At 38.5% G+C, this 15,110-nt stretch carries 17 protein-coding genes; 12 read left to right on the top strand and 5 right to left on the bottom strand.

What is annotated here, in order from left to right; translation table 11 throughout:
- Positions 1-21: 21 nt before the first annotated feature.
- On the bottom strand, positions 22-864 hold the full coding sequence (locus QUE09_RS01725; protein WP_286234481.1) for a LysR family transcriptional regulator: 843 nt from the start codon (positions 862-864) through the stop codon (positions 22-24).
- Between the two features lie 105 nt (positions 865-969).
- Between QUE09_RS01725 and rimK the strand changes: the two genes are divergently transcribed.
- The 10 genes from rimK to QUE09_RS01775 all read left to right on the top strand — a co-directional run bounded on the left by rimK (position 970) and on the right by QUE09_RS01775 (position 10,541).
- Entirely contained in the window at positions 970-1,875 is a 906-nt protein-coding gene (gene rimK / locus QUE09_RS01730) for a 30S ribosomal protein S6--L-glutamate ligase (RefSeq protein ID WP_286234482.1), read from the top strand.
- Positions 1,876-1,912: 37 nt separating this feature from the next.
- The gene (locus QUE09_RS01735; RefSeq protein ID WP_286234483.1) at positions 1,913-2,947 is read left to right on the top strand and encodes a succinylglutamate desuccinylase/aspartoacylase family protein; all 1,035 of its coding nucleotides are present in this window, start codon (positions 1,913-1,915) and stop codon (positions 2,945-2,947) included.
- Complete coding sequence (locus tag QUE09_RS01740; RefSeq protein ID WP_286234484.1) at positions 2,944-3,387, top strand: ATP-dependent zinc protease family protein; 444 nt, start codon at positions 2,944-2,946, stop codon at positions 3,385-3,387. Before QUE09_RS01735 ends, QUE09_RS01740 begins: the two co-directional genes overlap by 4 nt.
- The gene (locus QUE09_RS01745) at positions 3,387-4,247 is read left to right on the top strand and encodes a mechanosensitive ion channel family protein (RefSeq protein ID WP_286234485.1); all 861 of its coding nucleotides are present in this window, start codon (positions 3,387-3,389) and stop codon (positions 4,245-4,247) included. Before QUE09_RS01740 ends, QUE09_RS01745 begins: the two co-directional genes overlap by 1 nt.
- Before the next feature lie 140 nt (positions 4,248-4,387).
- The gene (gene maoP / locus QUE09_RS01750; protein ID WP_286234486.1) at positions 4,388-4,753 is read left to right on the top strand and encodes a DUF413 domain-containing protein; all 366 of its coding nucleotides are present in this window, start codon (positions 4,388-4,390) and stop codon (positions 4,751-4,753) included.
- A complete protein-coding gene (locus QUE09_RS01755) occupies positions 4,722-5,078 on the top strand; it encodes a hypothetical protein (RefSeq protein ID WP_286234487.1) in 357 nt (118 codons plus the stop codon). Before maoP ends, QUE09_RS01755 begins: the two co-directional genes overlap by 32 nt.
- A 191-nt stretch (positions 5,079-5,269) precedes the next feature.
- A complete protein-coding gene (locus QUE09_RS01760; protein ID WP_286234488.1) occupies positions 5,270-5,479 on the top strand; it encodes a hypothetical protein in 210 nt (69 codons plus the stop codon).
- A gap of 315 nt (positions 5,480-5,794) precedes the next feature.
- Entirely contained in the window at positions 5,795-6,358 is a 564-nt protein-coding gene (gene ahpC, locus QUE09_RS01765) for an alkyl hydroperoxide reductase subunit C (protein ID WP_286234489.1), read from the top strand.
- 82 nt (positions 6,359-6,440) lie between these two features.
- A complete protein-coding gene (gene ahpF / locus QUE09_RS01770; protein WP_286234490.1) occupies positions 6,441-7,988 on the top strand; it encodes an alkyl hydroperoxide reductase subunit F in 1,548 nt (515 codons plus the stop codon).
- A 144-nt stretch (positions 7,989-8,132) separates the two neighbouring features.
- Positions 8,133-10,541: a DUF748 domain-containing protein gene (locus QUE09_RS01775; protein ID WP_286234491.1), complete on the top strand. Its 2,409-nt coding sequence runs from the start codon at positions 8,133-8,135 to the stop codon at positions 10,539-10,541.
- On the opposite strand, the gene QUE09_RS01780 is transcribed toward QUE09_RS01775, so the two are convergent.
- The 4 genes from QUE09_RS01780 to aroQ all read right to left on the bottom strand — a co-directional run bounded on the left by QUE09_RS01780 (position 10,528) and on the right by aroQ (position 13,140).
- Positions 10,528-10,692: an oxidoreductase-like domain-containing protein gene (locus tag QUE09_RS01780; protein WP_286234492.1), complete on the bottom strand. Its 165-nt coding sequence runs from the start codon at positions 10,690-10,692 to the stop codon at positions 10,528-10,530. The genes QUE09_RS01775 and QUE09_RS01780 overlap by 14 nt on opposite strands.
- 117 nt (positions 10,693-10,809) lie before the next feature.
- Positions 10,810-12,156 (bottom strand): acetyl-CoA carboxylase biotin carboxylase subunit, encoded by a 1,347-nt coding sequence (accC, locus tag QUE09_RS01785; RefSeq protein ID WP_286234493.1) that lies wholly within the window; start codon positions 12,154-12,156, stop codon positions 10,810-10,812.
- Positions 12,157-12,180: 24 nt separating this feature from the next.
- Entirely contained in the window at positions 12,181-12,639 is a 459-nt protein-coding gene (gene accB, locus QUE09_RS01790; RefSeq protein WP_286234494.1) for an acetyl-CoA carboxylase biotin carboxyl carrier protein, read from the bottom strand.
- A 39-nt stretch (positions 12,640-12,678) separates the two neighbouring features.
- Positions 12,679-13,140, bottom strand: a complete 462-nt coding sequence (gene aroQ / locus QUE09_RS01795; protein WP_286235862.1) for a type II 3-dehydroquinate dehydratase — start codon at positions 13,138-13,140, stop codon at positions 12,679-12,681.
- Positions 13,141-13,617: 477 nt separating this feature from the next.
- Between aroQ and QUE09_RS01800 the strand changes: the two genes are divergently transcribed.
- Positions 13,618-13,902: a hypothetical protein gene (locus QUE09_RS01800; RefSeq protein WP_286234495.1), complete on the top strand. Its 285-nt coding sequence runs from the start codon at positions 13,618-13,620 to the stop codon at positions 13,900-13,902.
- Positions 13,903-13,966: 64 nt separating this feature from the next.
- Positions 13,967-15,109, top strand: a complete 1,143-nt coding sequence (locus QUE09_RS01805) for a hypothetical protein (RefSeq protein WP_286234496.1) — start codon at positions 13,967-13,969, stop codon at positions 15,107-15,109.
- Position 15,110 lies beyond the last annotated feature (1 nt).

Genomic DNA, 15,110 nt, shown 5'->3' on the forward strand with positions numbered 1-15,110 from the left:
TCAATTGTTATCGTGAAAGTACTAAGTGCGCATGTAAGGAAAAAGCTGTAATGCATCTTTAATCAGCAATTCTTTATTACTTTTAGCTAAGTAAATCGCATATATATCACGACGATAAGTGGGGGCATCAGGCACGAGATAAAGCCTATTTTTTCTTAAATGTTCAAAGCACATTTGTTTTGGCAGATACGCGCAGCCACCTGCTTCTAGTATAAAGTTTAAGGCAATTCTGGGTTGACTCATGTTGTGCCTAATCACGGACACTTCATGCAATTCTCTTAATAACTGACTGTTTACAGACTCTCCGTAATCTACCATGACCATATTATCTAACGTTTCTAGTGTCACGGCCTGATCAGTTGTTACAAGTTGCAATGGTACGCTACTGACTTTTTCAGTAACAATATCTTCAATGTATGGCGGCTCAAATAGAAATGCGATATCGATTAACCGGCTTACCACTTGTTTTCGTAACTCCATTGGAGAGTATGTATGGGTGATCAAATGCACATCATCTAAGTTACGATGAATTTTTTGTAGCCAATCTTGTAATACGATATCCCAAATAGACATCATAGAGCCGACAAACAACTGTGATGAGTTGGCTTGTGATACACCAACGTCTTGTTTTAGTTTATGCCACATAATCATCATCTCGTTAGCGTGTTTTACCAGACGATGACCTTCTGCCGTTAAAGATAGGCGTTTGTGGGTACGATCAAATAAGAGTACGCCTAATTCTTGTTCGAGTAATTTAATACGACTACTCACCGCCGCTTGGGTGATGAACAGGTTTTCTGCGGCAACACGGAAGTGCAATGTTTGACTTACTTCTAAAAAAGTACTCAAAAGTTCAATTTTCATACTAATGTTTAATAAAAACTATTTATTAAACAGTTTATTTTATTCCGTTTTAACATTCATGTTTTTTCGGCTACTTTGCACACAAAATTTAACTGAGAGTAAAAAATGAAAATTGCTATCTTATCTAGAAATGAAAATTTATATTCAACCCGCCGCTTGAAAGAAGCATGTATCGCAAGGGGACATGAGGTTGACGTAGTTGATACGTTACACTGTTATATGGATATTACCAGTAGCCGCCCGACGGTGCGTTATCATGGTGAAGAGTTGCCAAAATATGATGCGATTATTCCTCGCATAGGAGCCTCTGTAACATTCTACGGAACGGCTGTTGCGAGGCAATTTGAAATGATGGGTACTTTTAATATCAACGAGTCGGTAGCGATTAGTCGCTCGCGAGACAAATTACGCTCATTGCAGTTATTATCAAGAAAAGGCGTTGGCCTGCCTAGAACGGGGTTTGCTAGCAAAGCAGATAATATTAAAGATTTGATAAAAAATGTTGGTGGCGCGCCTTTGGTTATTAAATTACTTGAAGGTACGCAAGGTATTGGTGTTGTATTGGCTGATACCGCTAAAGCAGCGGAAAGTATTATTGAAGCTTTTATGGGCCTTAAGGCGAACATTTTAGTACAAGAGTTCATTAAAGAAGCTGGTGGTGCTGATATACGTTGTTTAGTTGTTGGCGGGCGTGTGGTTGCGGCAATGAAACGCCAAGGGTTAGAGGGAGAGTTTCGATCTAATTTACATCGTGGTGGTACTGCAGAAGTGATTAAATTAACGAAAGAAGAGCGACAAACAGCACTAAATGCTGCCAAAGTAATGGGATTAAATTTCTGTGGTGTAGATCTGCTTCGCTCGCATAATGGTCCTATGGTAATGGAAGTAAATTCTTCACCTGGTTTAGAAGGCATTGAAACTGCTACTGGTCTTGATGTAGCAAATAAGGTGATTGAGTTTATTGAGAAAAGTGCAAAAACCACCACCAATAGAACACGTGGTAAAGGTTAAGATAAAGTTTCATATTGCTCTTTGTTAGGAGACGGCTTTGAACGAATTAAAAATTGGTGAACACGTAATCTTACCCGGTGAAACAAAAAATATAGCGTTACCGGTAGCGAAACTTTATACGGATATGGATGTGCACCTTCCTGTATATATTGTTAGGGGAAAAAAGCCAGGACCTACTATATTTGTGAGTGCTGCGGTGCACGGAGATGAACTCAATGGTGTTGAAATCATTCGAAGGTTAATCAATTTAAAGGGTTTTAAAATTAATTCAGGTACCTTTATTGCTGTGCCAATGGTCAATGTTTATGGCATGGTTAATCAAAGTCGTTATATGCCAGATAGACGTGATCTAAATCGTTGTTTCCCTGGGTCTGCAAAAGGTTCACTGGCAGGACGAGTGGCGAATATATTTCTTAACGAAATAGTGAGTCATTGTGATTACGGTATTGATTTACATACTGGGGCAATCCATCGTTCAAATTTGCCACAAATTAGAGCTGATTTAACAGACGATGAAACGCTTGAATTAGCAAAAATGTTTGGTGTACCTGTTATTTTACATTCTAACATTATTGATGGATCACTGAGGGAAGCTGCAGTAAAAAATGACACTAAGGTGCTCTTGTATGAAGCAGGCGAAGCACTTCGCTTTGACGAGTTTTCGATTCGTGCAGGTATAAAAGGGATTATTAACGTGTTGCGTCATTTAAAAATGATGCCAAGGCGAAGAGCAGGAAAACGCCAACTTAATCATTTTATTGCTAATAATAGTGGTTGGGTGCGTGGAAATGCTAGTGGCATTGTTACGCATCACTATTCACTTGGTGATCAAGTTAAAAAAGGCGATGTGCTAGCTGATATAGGTTCGCCTTTTGGTAAAATTTTAGGTCAGGTATTAGCCCATAAAGATGGCGTTATAATTGGTAAACAAAATATACCGTTAGTTCAGGAAGGCGAAGCAATGTATCACATTGCCTTTTTTTCGGAAGATGATCAACATGTGGTAAACCACATTGATACCATTGAAGAAGAACTTATTGGAAATATTGATAACAGTGAAGCATTACTATGAAAGATAGAATCATTATCGGTAATTTAGAAAATATTGATTTACCCGAGTTAGAGATTAGTCAACTAGCGGTGCGCGTTGATACTGGAGCACAAACTTCTTCCTTACACGTTGATAATATTCAACAAATAAAGATTGGAAAGAAGCCAGGTTTAGCATTTGATATTCACCCAGAAATTCACAATGTTGAAAAGGTCGTGCGATGCAAAGCATTATTACATGATATTCGCAAAATAAAATCATCTAATGGTGTAAGTGAGCAGCGCTACGTAATAAAAACAGGCGCGAAGTTAGGAAATTTTGCATGGAATATTGAGATTACACTAACGGATAGATCCGATATGACGTATTTGATGTTATTAGGACGCGAAGCGTTAGGATCGAATTTTTATGTCGATCCTGCTGGTGTTTTTATCGCATCAGATTTTGAGGAGAATAATTAATGCTGAGTGATGTAAAACAATGGCTTGACTACCCATTGTTTACCTTTAATGAACAAACGATAACGGTCATTGAGGTATTAGCCGTGCCTCTGTGGATAGTCGTGAGCTTGTTGATCGCTAAACTTGTGATTAAGAAGATCGCTAACATGCTTAAAGCAAGAAATAAAGATCCTAACATCGTCCTACTCATTGAGCGCATTCTCTATGTTATCGTTCTTGTTGCTGTATTTTTCGTCACCTTATCGATGTTGAATGTGCCAATAACAGCTTTTGCTTTTTTATCAGGTGCTATCGCCATTGGATTTGGTTTTGGCGCTCAGAATATCATTAACAATTTCATTAGTGGCTGGATATTGATTGGAGAAAAGCCAATACGTATAGGCGATTTTTTAGAAGTTGAAGGTGTTAAAGGCGTGGTTGAAGAAATCAATACACGTTCAACTCGTGTGCGACGTGTTGATGGTGTGCACATGTTGATACCAAATAGTAAGTTGCTTGAAAATACCGTGACGAACTGGACACTGCGCGACAAGCTAATACGAGGTACAGTATCGGTTGGCGTGCAATATGGTAGTAACTGCGATCAGGTTGCAGAAATCATGCTAGCAGTAGCGAATAGTGAACAGGAAGTACTTGGTTCGCCAAAAGCACAAGTTTTTTTCCAAGAGTTTGGTGATAATGCCTTAGTTTTTGAAATCTATTTTTGGATTAACTCTCAGGTAGAAGGGGGTTTAAGACAGGTTGCAAGCGAAATTCGTTTTGCTTTAAACCGAAAATTTAGCGAACACGGCATTGTTGTTGCGTTTCCTCAGCGCGATATTCATCTAGATGGCGCCATAGAAATTAGCCGCAAGAAGTAACGTCAATAGATCAGAAAATAGTTGTCGGTACGACAATTATTATTTGCTTCTCTTTTAACCTCCTTAGGCATACATTCCTGCGTAGAGTTTGGTTATCTTTTGCGCATGAGTGCATGCCATATAGTTGAGGAGAACGCGTAATGGAAACGTCAATTCGTGTTGGTTCAAAGCCTTTTTTTGGGGCAGAAGTATTTCCCTGTGGATTGTCGAGAAGTGGTTACTTTAATAAAAGAGAATCTCAAGAGTTAATTGAGTATGGTAATACGTTTGCTGAGCTTCAACACGGTATATTATCGCCAATTAATGAAGAAGAGTTTTTGTTCTTAATAGAGCTTAATGACACCGTGGAAAGCACTTTATATCCAGTGAAGTTATGGAAAAAATACCTTCATGCTGTGCAGAAAAGTAGAACGTTCCATGGTTTTTCGCCGAGCAGTCGTTTTCAAGCGATAAGCCTTGAAGAAGATTCGATTAATGATGATTTGGATATGGAATTGGCAGGCTAGTGCCTACGATGAAGTATTTACAAAACAAAAAGAGAAATTCAAAATGACGACATTGAATAAAATAATACTGTGTGCATTGTTTACACTCATGATGCCGCTAACGGTTATTGCTATCGAAGATGTAGATTTGCAGCAAGCAAGTGAAAAAACATTAAAGGAGTTTGCTTTGGTGTGTAAAGCTGATGCCGCTGAAGATGAAGTAGAGTTTGATGAACTAGCGAACTATTTAGCGATTTGTATTAATGATGAATTGGAATCTAACGGTTATCAAGCGTTAAGATCAGAGGCTTTGGATAAACTTATAAAGCCCCTGTTAAAACCGTAGTATTACTGGTAACAGGCTTTTAAAGGCGCTCCGTTGTTAACGTTTTCTTATATAAGCGTTAATGGCTGAGCGCTTTTTTTATTGTCCATTTAATTAAAATTTAATTTATCTTATCAACAGAAAAGTTTTGTTTTAATTTTCGGTCAATTTACACCATATTTGCGATGTAATGGGTCAACTTGGAAAATACAATGACATTGCACCAAAATATAGATGAAAGCACGACCACTGAAACGATTGATGAACTTGGTGGCATTATTGGTTATCAAATTGCGTACTCAACGAGAAAAGCCTCACCGATGAAAACCTATCGCGACACACGTACCCGCGATAATAAGAAGCTTCGACAAGCTAAAGACGTACGTAGACAAAGCCGTACTGATTTTGAAGATTGGCATTAAAGCGCTAAGAAGGGAGTATATATACTCCCTTTGTGCCATGTAATCGAATATTAATTATTGTTTTTATTCGGCAAGTCGGTTAGCTATTTTATTAGTACATTACTATGAGTTGTTATGCCTACTAAGCCAATACCTTTTATTTTCTTCAATAGGTTAGGGTCTGTTGGTCTTTCGAGATTAATTTTTATTGCAACCTGATTCTAATAAATAGAATGTAGAAATCTATTTATTCAAATTTTCTTATCGAAAGCATTTCTTTAATATTTCCTCATCGAAGCAATTTTGCTTTAACACCATTATTAAGAGGAAATACTCATGGCGAAGATTGGTCAAACAATTCCAGATTTTACAGCAACAGCGTTCCATAACGGTGAATTTACAGAAGTAAATAGCGAATTAGTTAAAGGGAAGTGGTCAATATTTTTATTTTATCCTGCAGATTTTACCTTTGTATGTCCAACTGAATTAGAGGACATGGCAAACCAATACGCACAGTTAAAGCAATTAGGTGTAGAAGTCTACGCAGTATCAACGGATACCCATTTTTCTCATAAAGCATGGCACGACTCAAGTGAGGCGATTAGCAAAATTCAATTTCCAATGATTGGTGATCAAACAGGTCATATAACACGTGGCTTTGATGTCATGATTGAAGAAGATCATATGGCGCATCGTGGCACATTTTTAGCCGATCCAGATGGCGTCATTCAAGTTGCCGAAATACACGCAGGTGGTATTGGAAGATCTGCTAAAGACATGGTTCGCAAAGTAAAAGCTGCACAATATGTTCGTGATAACGACGGTGAAGTATGTCCAGCAGCTTGGGAACAAGGTGAAGCGACACTAACGCCAAGCTTAGATTTAGTTGGCAAAATTTAATTGTCCAAATTTAATTGTCCAATGTACTGGTGGGCATTTACGTTCACCTTTTTCACCCAGTAAACTTTATTAAGGTAAAACAATGTTAACTAAAGATATTTTAAATGCATTAAAAACATATACCGCAACAATGACCAACGACGTGACACTAGTTTTACAGATGGGTGAGCACGAAAAGCGTGATGAACTGAAAGATTTTCTAACGCAATTAGTATCGGTTTCCGATAAGTTACAATTAGTGGAACGTGATACTAACCTTCGTAGTCCCATTACGTTTGCGATTGAAGTTGATGGAAAATTTAACGGTATTGAATTTTCAGGCATACCGTCAGGGCATGAGTTTAATTCTCTTGTTTTAGCGGTGCTACAGTCAGCGGGCACAGACATTAAGCTAGATAAACAAGTACAGTCAATCATTAAGAACATTGATCAACCCTTACATTTTGAAGTGTTTGTCAGTTTGAGTTGCCATAATTGCCCTGAAGTCGTACAGGCATTAAACCAATTTGCACTGTTAAACGACAATATTAGCAGTGAAATGATTGACGGCGGATTGTATCAAGCAATGATTGAGGAACGTGGCATTCAAGGTGTGCCGAGTGTTTATCTTAATGGTGAGCCATTCGCTAACGGCAAAGTTGATATTGCTCAGTTATTAGATAAGTTACAAACAAAATTTCCTTATATTTCAAAAGTTAAAGACAGTGAAAAACTACCACTACAAGATGTAACCGTCATTGGAGGTGGTCCTGCTGGCGTCGCTTCTGCTATATACGCTGCGCGTAAAGGGCTAAAAGTAACTATGATTGCAGACCGTATTGGTGGTCAGGTAAAAGATACTGTCGGTATTGAAAATTTAATATCAGTTTCCAAAACAACGGGTACAGAATTAACCAAGAACCTATATACGCATTTAACAGAGTACGACGTTACTATTAAAGAGCATGTAAGGGTGGATGATATTGTTAAAGGCGATATTAAAGCTATTACTTTATCTTCTGGCGAAGTCATCGACACAAAAACACTCATTATTGCTACTGGCGCAAAATGGAGAGAGTTAGGTGTTCCTGGTGAGAAAGAAAATGTTGGTAATGGTGTTGCTTACTGCCCTCATTGTGACGGCCCTTTCTTTAAAGGCAAAGATGTAGCTGTAGTGGGCGGCGGTAACTCCGGTATTGAAGCGGCACTAGACCTAGCAGGTATGGTAAACCATGTCACCGTGTTTGAATTTTTATCTGATTTCAAAGCGGATAAATTACTAGTTGATAAAGCGCGCGAGCATGAAAAAATCACGTTAATTAGCAATGCCGCCACAAAAGAAATCATTGCTGATAACGGAAAGGTTGTTGCCATAGATTATGTTGACAGAGAAACTGAACAAGTACATAGAAAGCATCTTGCAGGTGTTTTTGTTCAAATTGGTTTACTACCTAATAGTGAATTTTTAAAAGGTGTTGTAGAGTTAACGCCTTATGGCGAAGTGGTGATAGATGAAAGAGGTTATACGTCTGAGCCTGGTATCTTTGCTTGTGGTGACGTTACAACCGTGCCTTATAAACAAATTGTCATCGCAATGGGAGAGGGGGCAAAAGCGGCGCTGTCAGCATTTGACTATCTAATTCGACAATAACGTTAACTCTCGTTACTGTTGTGCACTAATTAAAGCTCACGTTATGTGGGCTTTTGTTTTAATGGTGAATCACATTGCCATTAGCCGTTAAGCCAAGTAGCATTACATTAGTTAATTTTTCTTACGCTGTGATAACTGATTTTCATGTTCAAAAAATACAAAATTGTTTTTCTTAGTGCGACTGCAGTTGCAGTATTTTTCGCTTATATAACCTTAGGGACAAGTGGCCTAGTTTCTTATTTTATTAATAAAAATTTACCCAGCACTGCGTTGTCAGCAAATATTGAAAGTGTGCGCTTAAACCCATTTACCTTATCCGTTAATGTTAAAGGACTAACACTGGCACACCAAGAAAAGAAGTTTTTACAACTTAATGAGATTTCGGTTGATTTGCACTGGTGGCATTTATTGCAAGGAAACCTTACCTTAGAATACGGTGAAATTAATGGTGGTTCCTTAAGTGCTGAATGGTCAGATAATGGGCTCTCCTTTGCTGGTTGGCAACCTACAACTCAAACAGCTACGCCTAGTGATAATAGCGAACCTTCTGAGTCGAGCGTATTACTCAATAAACTTGTATTAACAAAATTTAATGTCGACTTGACCGCAAAAACGGTGCATCAGTTAAAACTTGCTGAATTGTCGCTTTCGAATACTTTACTTAATGCTAAAGGGATGATTGGTGAAGTTGCTTTACAAAGTATGCTTAACGACAAAGAGCTTAGGCTAGCATCGTCGTTTAAGAAGACCGACCAAACTCTTTCTTTGTCGATTAGTGACTTCATAGCAGGCGCAGACATTAATACGCTCCAAGAGTGGTTACCAAATGAATTCAAATCTACTGAAGGTTCAGTTACTACTGAATTAGCCGGCGACATTGAGTTAAAAGATAACAAATGGTACATCGATTTAGAAAAATCATTAACGAAAGTTAAAGAATTAAGCCTTCCTTTGCTGATAAATGAACAATTAACACTGGCAAAAGTTGCAGACATGCAGTTGAGTGCAGATGGTTCATCAATTGTATGGAACGCTGATGCTGAAAAGCTTGAAGGTTTATTGATGAATAACTTCGCTATGGAGTCGGTGCTGTGGCAACAGATAGAAAACAATGATGTCATATTATCTCTTGATACATTTAACCTAAAAAATGGTCGAACAAAGTTTAATGACAATATTGAGGTAACGATTGCTAATTTATTGCTTGCCGGTGGCAAGGTATCTCAAAAATCGACAATACCTCAAACGCTGTCCAGTAACATTGTAGAACTAAAACCACTGTTAACTTTTCAGCAGATAGAAGTGAGTGATATCAGTTTTGATCAGAAACTTTTAACTGTTGGTAGTTTTGTAGGAAAGCTCGATAAACTCTCAATTTACAAATCAAAAGATAATCCTTTAGAGAACTTGGTGTTAGTTAAAGCTAAAGAAGAAACTAATGCCGCGAGTGAAACTCAACAAAATACTGTTGCTAATGAAGTACCAAAAGTTGAACAAAGTAATGCCGATAAGCCAGTGGAGCAAGCAATTGGTGTGGTAATAAATAGAGTGCAGATCTCAGGTAATCCTCATTTAGTGTTACATGATTTTACCGCTTCAGAACCTGTTATTCAGGACATAATGATAGAAACGCTAAACATTGATAATATTTCTTCACATGTTGATGCTAAGCCTGCTCAATTTGAACTGCTTGGTCATTTAGGAAAACGCTCTACTGTAGCTGTTAAAGGAGAGATTACACCTTTCGAGCCGGGAAAAATACTGAAAGCCAAAGGGGAGTTGAAGACCGTTAATCTCACGCAGTTTTCACCTTATATTGTTGATGCTATTGGCCATAAAATTAAACAAGGTCAGTTAAATGCCAATATTGAGTTTTCAGTCAACAGTAATGCTATTTCTGGCAAAGTAACAACTGATATTAAAGCAATTGCATTGTCGCCTCATATAGGCAAAAAACAAAAAGTGACGAGTAATCATTTAGTACCATTGAATGTTGCTATAAGCCAGCTTACGGACAAAAAAGGTAATTTAACGATAGATATTCCACTTACCGGACGTTTTGACGATCCAGATTTTGGCTTGTCAGGTTTTATTTCATTGATCACGACAAAAGCATTAAAAGAAGGCGCGAAAAGTTACTTAATGCAAACATTTGTGCCGTATTCTAATATTGTTACGGTGGCAATGATGGCAGGTGATACCTTATTTGCTATTAATGTTGATGATTTAAACTACTCAGCAAAACAGATTGATATGAAGAATAAGCAAACGGCGTTCGCGGATCAAATTGCAAACATCTTAACCGATAAAAAAGAGTTACAGATAACAGTATGTCCAATTGTAGGTGTTGCCGATTTTCCTGCAGGAAGCCGTAAAAAAGCGCTTACGAACCAACAAGCAAATCAAGCTTCAGTGTTGGGACAGCAAAGGTTAGCGACGTTTGTTGATTATCTGGTCGAAGAAAAACAAGTAGCGCATGATCGAGTTGTGCCTTGTGCTACCGAAATTGATCATGGCTCGGCATTGGGTAAGTTAGCGTTTACTTTGAAGTAAGCTCTTGTTTCTCTTTTAACTCTGCTTGCTGTATTCGCCAAGCTTTTAATGCCGCATAGTAGTGATCCCAAACACAGGGGTTACAGGCGCTATCACAGCATTCACTGTCTGCAGGCGGTGTAGGTTTTTCAAGTAGTGTTGGTTCAGTCATTGTCGTTTATATCGTCTATTTACATTGCAAGTGATTATACAACAAAAGCAGGTATCCTCGAAGAGCAGCCATAAAAAAGCCCCATGTTATTAATGGGGCTTTTTGTTATGTATATCTTTATTCGCTTTCAGCGAGTTTCTTTTCTAAGTAATGGATATTGGCACCACCATTAACAAACCCTTGATCACTTAAAATATCTTGGTGTAAGGCAATATTCGTTTTAATACCATCAACGACTAACTCGCTGAGTGCGTTTCTCATACGAGCAATTGCTACATCACGATTATCTCCGTACGTAATTAATTTTCCAACCATTGAATCGTAATGAGGAGGTACTGAATAATCTGCGTAAATATGAGAATCCCAGCGTACACCCATGCCACCTGGTGGGTGGAATCGTGTAATTTTACCTGGAGATGGAATAAAAGTACGTGGATCTTCAGCGTTGATACGACATTCAATCGCATGACCTGATATCTTAATATCGTCTTGGGTATAAGATAAAGGTTGTCCAGCCGCTACACGTAACTGCTCTTTGATTAAGTCAACGCCAGTAACCATTTCAGTGACCGGATGCTCAACCTGAATACGGGTATTCATTTCAATAAAATAAAATTCCCCGTTTTCATACAAGAATTCAAACGTACCTGCACCACGATAGTTAATTTCAATACAAGCATTACAGCAACGCTCGCCTATTTTAGCGCGCATCTGTGGTGTTATGCCTGGTGCCGGCGCTTCTTCAACCACTTTTTGGTGGCGGCGTTGCATTGAGCAGTCACGTTCACCTAAGTGAATTGCACCACCTTGGCCATCTGCAATTACTTGCACTTCAACATGACGTGGGTTTTCAAGGAATTTTTCCATGTAAACCATATCATTGTTAAATGCGGCGCGGGCTTCAGTCTTGGTTAACTGAATAGCTTCAAGTAGTTCGGCTTCTTCGCGTACAATACGCATGCCGCGACCACCGCCGCCACCAGACGCTTTAATAATTACTGGATAACCAATGCGCTTACCGTGGGCTAAATTCGCTGCACTATCGTCGGTAAGTGGACCATCAGAACCAGGTACACATGGCACACCTGCAGCTTTCATGGCTTTGATTGCTGATACTTTGTCACCCATCAACCGGATACTTTCTGCCTTTGGTCCGATAAAAGTAAAACCTGAGTTTTCTACTTGCTCAGCAAAGTCAGCATTTTCCGCTAAAAAACCATAACCAGGGTGAATCGCAACCGCATTGGTAACTTCTGCAGCCGTTATAATACTTGGAATATCCAAGTAACTCTCATTTGCTGGTGGTTTGCCAATACATATCGTTTCATCTGCTAATAAAACATGTTTTAGGTTTCTATCTGCAGTTGAATGCACAGCGACGGTTTTTATACCTAGCTCTTTACATGCGCGTAATATTCTTAGCGCTATTTCGCCTCTATTGGCGATAACAACTTTCTCTAACATGGAATTACCCTTCTGAGGTTGGGCTTATTCAATGATGAATAGCGGTTGATCGAATTCAATAGCATCTTCGTTTTGCGCTAAAATCTCTTTGATTACACCTGACTTATCTGCTTCGATTTGGTTCATCATTTTCATTGCTTCAACGATACATAATGTATCGCCCGCATTAACGTGTTGACCAACTTCTACAAAAGCTGGCGCATCAGGAGATGCTGCAGAATAAAATGTTCCCACCATCGGTGAGCGAACAACATGACCTGTAGGTGCGGCTGGCGCGGCAGGTGCTGCATCGGTAGTCGCAGGTGCTGATGCCGGAGCAGCAGGTGCTGCAGGCGCTGGTGCCGCTTGCATCATGGGTGCAGATTGAACAATTGTATTACCTTTATTGATACGAATTGATTCTTCACCTTCTGAAATTTCAATTTCGTTAATGCCAGACTCTTCTACAAGTTCTATAAGCTTCTTAATTTTACGAATGTCCATGAAAATACCTTACTTAATGTGTTTTAATTTGGTCAGTAATTATTTACTGCTCGTGTTGTCTTGTAAGTACCGGCAAGCTGCCGATAGTGCAAATTGGTAACCTTGCGCACCTAGTCCACAAATTACGCCAACGGCTTTATCACTTAAATAAGAATGATGACGAAAAGGTTCTCGCGCATGCACGTTTGATAAGTGCACTTCTATAAAAGGAATATTCACCGCCGCTAACGCATCACGTAAAGCGATGCTTGTATGTGTAAAAGCTGCTGGGTTGATAATAATAAAGTTAATGTTGTTATAGGCATCGTGTATTGCATTGATCAATTCATGTTCAGCATTTGATTGCACATGCGTGAGTTCAACATCGACCTTTTCAGCAGAATGAGTAAGTTCGTCTACAATTTGTACTAATGATTGTGAACCATAAATATTGGGTTCTCGTTTTCCTAACATGTTTAGGTTAGGACCATTTAACAGTAAAATTTTAAATTTTGGTGCCATCTGCATTGAAAGTGTCACTAATTGTAGTCTTTGTACTATGTTTACATAAAATTAGTGATTATGAAACGGTAAGCACTAAAAAACTAATGTTATTACTTTATTTACCGATTATTATAGTGTTTTCGACGACATTCGCAGCAAAATACTGGTCTAATCTCTTTGTTAAGGTGTTTTTAATGAGTTTTTTTCTGGTTATTTGTTTGAACTCGACTAGAATTAAATGGGCAGTTAAGTATTTAACTCGTTGAAATGTAGGGAGGTAATTGTCACAATAGCCTGCCAAAAATAAGATGTTATTTCAATTTGTATACAATTGGATTCCCTAATAAGGATATTGTTATCAGCCGTTATATTTATTTTTGCTTTTTCTGTATCCTGACTTGTATTAGTTCACCCAGCTTTGGGATTGAAGTAATTACACATAAGGCAGTAACACAGCAATCTATCACCGTTGCCCAATTGCGGCGCATTTATGCTATGCGTCAAGTTCGTTGGTCAGACAATACTCCGATTAAAGTATTTGTACTCCCTAGTCACCACCCTTTACATAAAAAGTTTGCTCAGAACACATTAAATATTTTGCCTTATAAATTAGATCGTATTTGGAACAAACTTACCTTTTCAGGTTTAGGCGTAGCGCCAACAATAGTGGCATCGCCAGAAATGTTATTAAAAGCCGTCAGTACGACCCCAGGAGCATTAGGGTACGTAGAAAATATAACAAAGGAAAACATAGTCAATGTTATTCAGATTTCGCAATAACCACTTTCGCTCGCTAATGAAGCGAATAATTAGTTTAACGCCGATCGCGATGTTAAGCATATGCATGACTACTGTGGTTAACGCAGAAGATAATGGTGTACAACTACATGGCTTTATCGCGCAAGGTTTAATTGATGTTGATGGCAGTAATTATGTCAATGACGATGAAAAAATTTCAACGGAGTTAACCGAACTGGGCATTAACGCCTCATATCAGTTTTCAGACCGTCTAAGGTTTTCAGGGCAAGCCGTTTATTTAAATGGTGGCAACCGTTATGCGGATGGACTTCACATTGATTATTTATTGATGGACTGGTCTGCGTTTACCAACGATAAATGGCAAGTAAATTTATATTTAGGTCGAATTAAAAACTATCATTGGTTGTATTCAAGTACGCGTGACGTGCCTATGACGCGACCAAGTATCATATTGCCACAGTCAGTATATTTTGATGCAACACGTAATATGTCCGTAGGTGGTGACGGTGGTGCTATTACCGCTAAATATTTTAGTGATGAATTTGGTGACTTTGATTTTCGTGTCAGTTCAAGTTTTTCGAGTATTTCTGATGAACAAGCACGCATCATATTGGGGCCATTTTCTGATGGTGATTTAACCCATGAAACAGATCTTCAAGCCAGTATTTATTGGGCGCCAACGTTATCTAACTGGCGATTTGGATTAGCGATAACAGATGCAAATTTTGAGTATCAGAAAAAACGCCAAAGTTATTTTACTAGCGGTGATTTAGCGCTAACAAGAAATTATTTTAATGGTGAGTATCAAGGACAAAATTGGACATTTAGTTTTGAGTTGCTACAAGAAAAAATGAAACTTGAAGGCTTTTTACATGACGCCTTCGTTCAGCAGAAAACGGGTCAAGGTGGTTTCGCACAGCTGGAGTATATTTATGATTCAGAAATCAAGTTATTAGGTAGATTAGAACATTTTTATGCTGATAAAAATGATAAAACAGGTACTAAGTTAGAAGCTTCTACGCTAGGTGGCGTACCAAAACACTTTGGTTATCAACATGAAGCAGTAGTAGGTGCAACTTTTGATGTTGCTAATAATGTTCAAATTCAGCTAGAGCACCACTGGGTTAAAGGAACCGCAAGGTTAACGCCGGTAGTATTGCCAAATCCAACGGTGAATAGCCATGAATATTGGCAAATCTCAGCTTTACAAGTTGTATATTGGTTTTAAG

This window comes from Thalassotalea sediminis (assembly GCF_030295915.1).
In the GTDB taxonomy this organism is placed as follows: domain Bacteria; phylum Pseudomonadota; class Gammaproteobacteria; order Enterobacterales; family Alteromonadaceae; genus Thalassotalea_C; species Thalassotalea_C sediminis.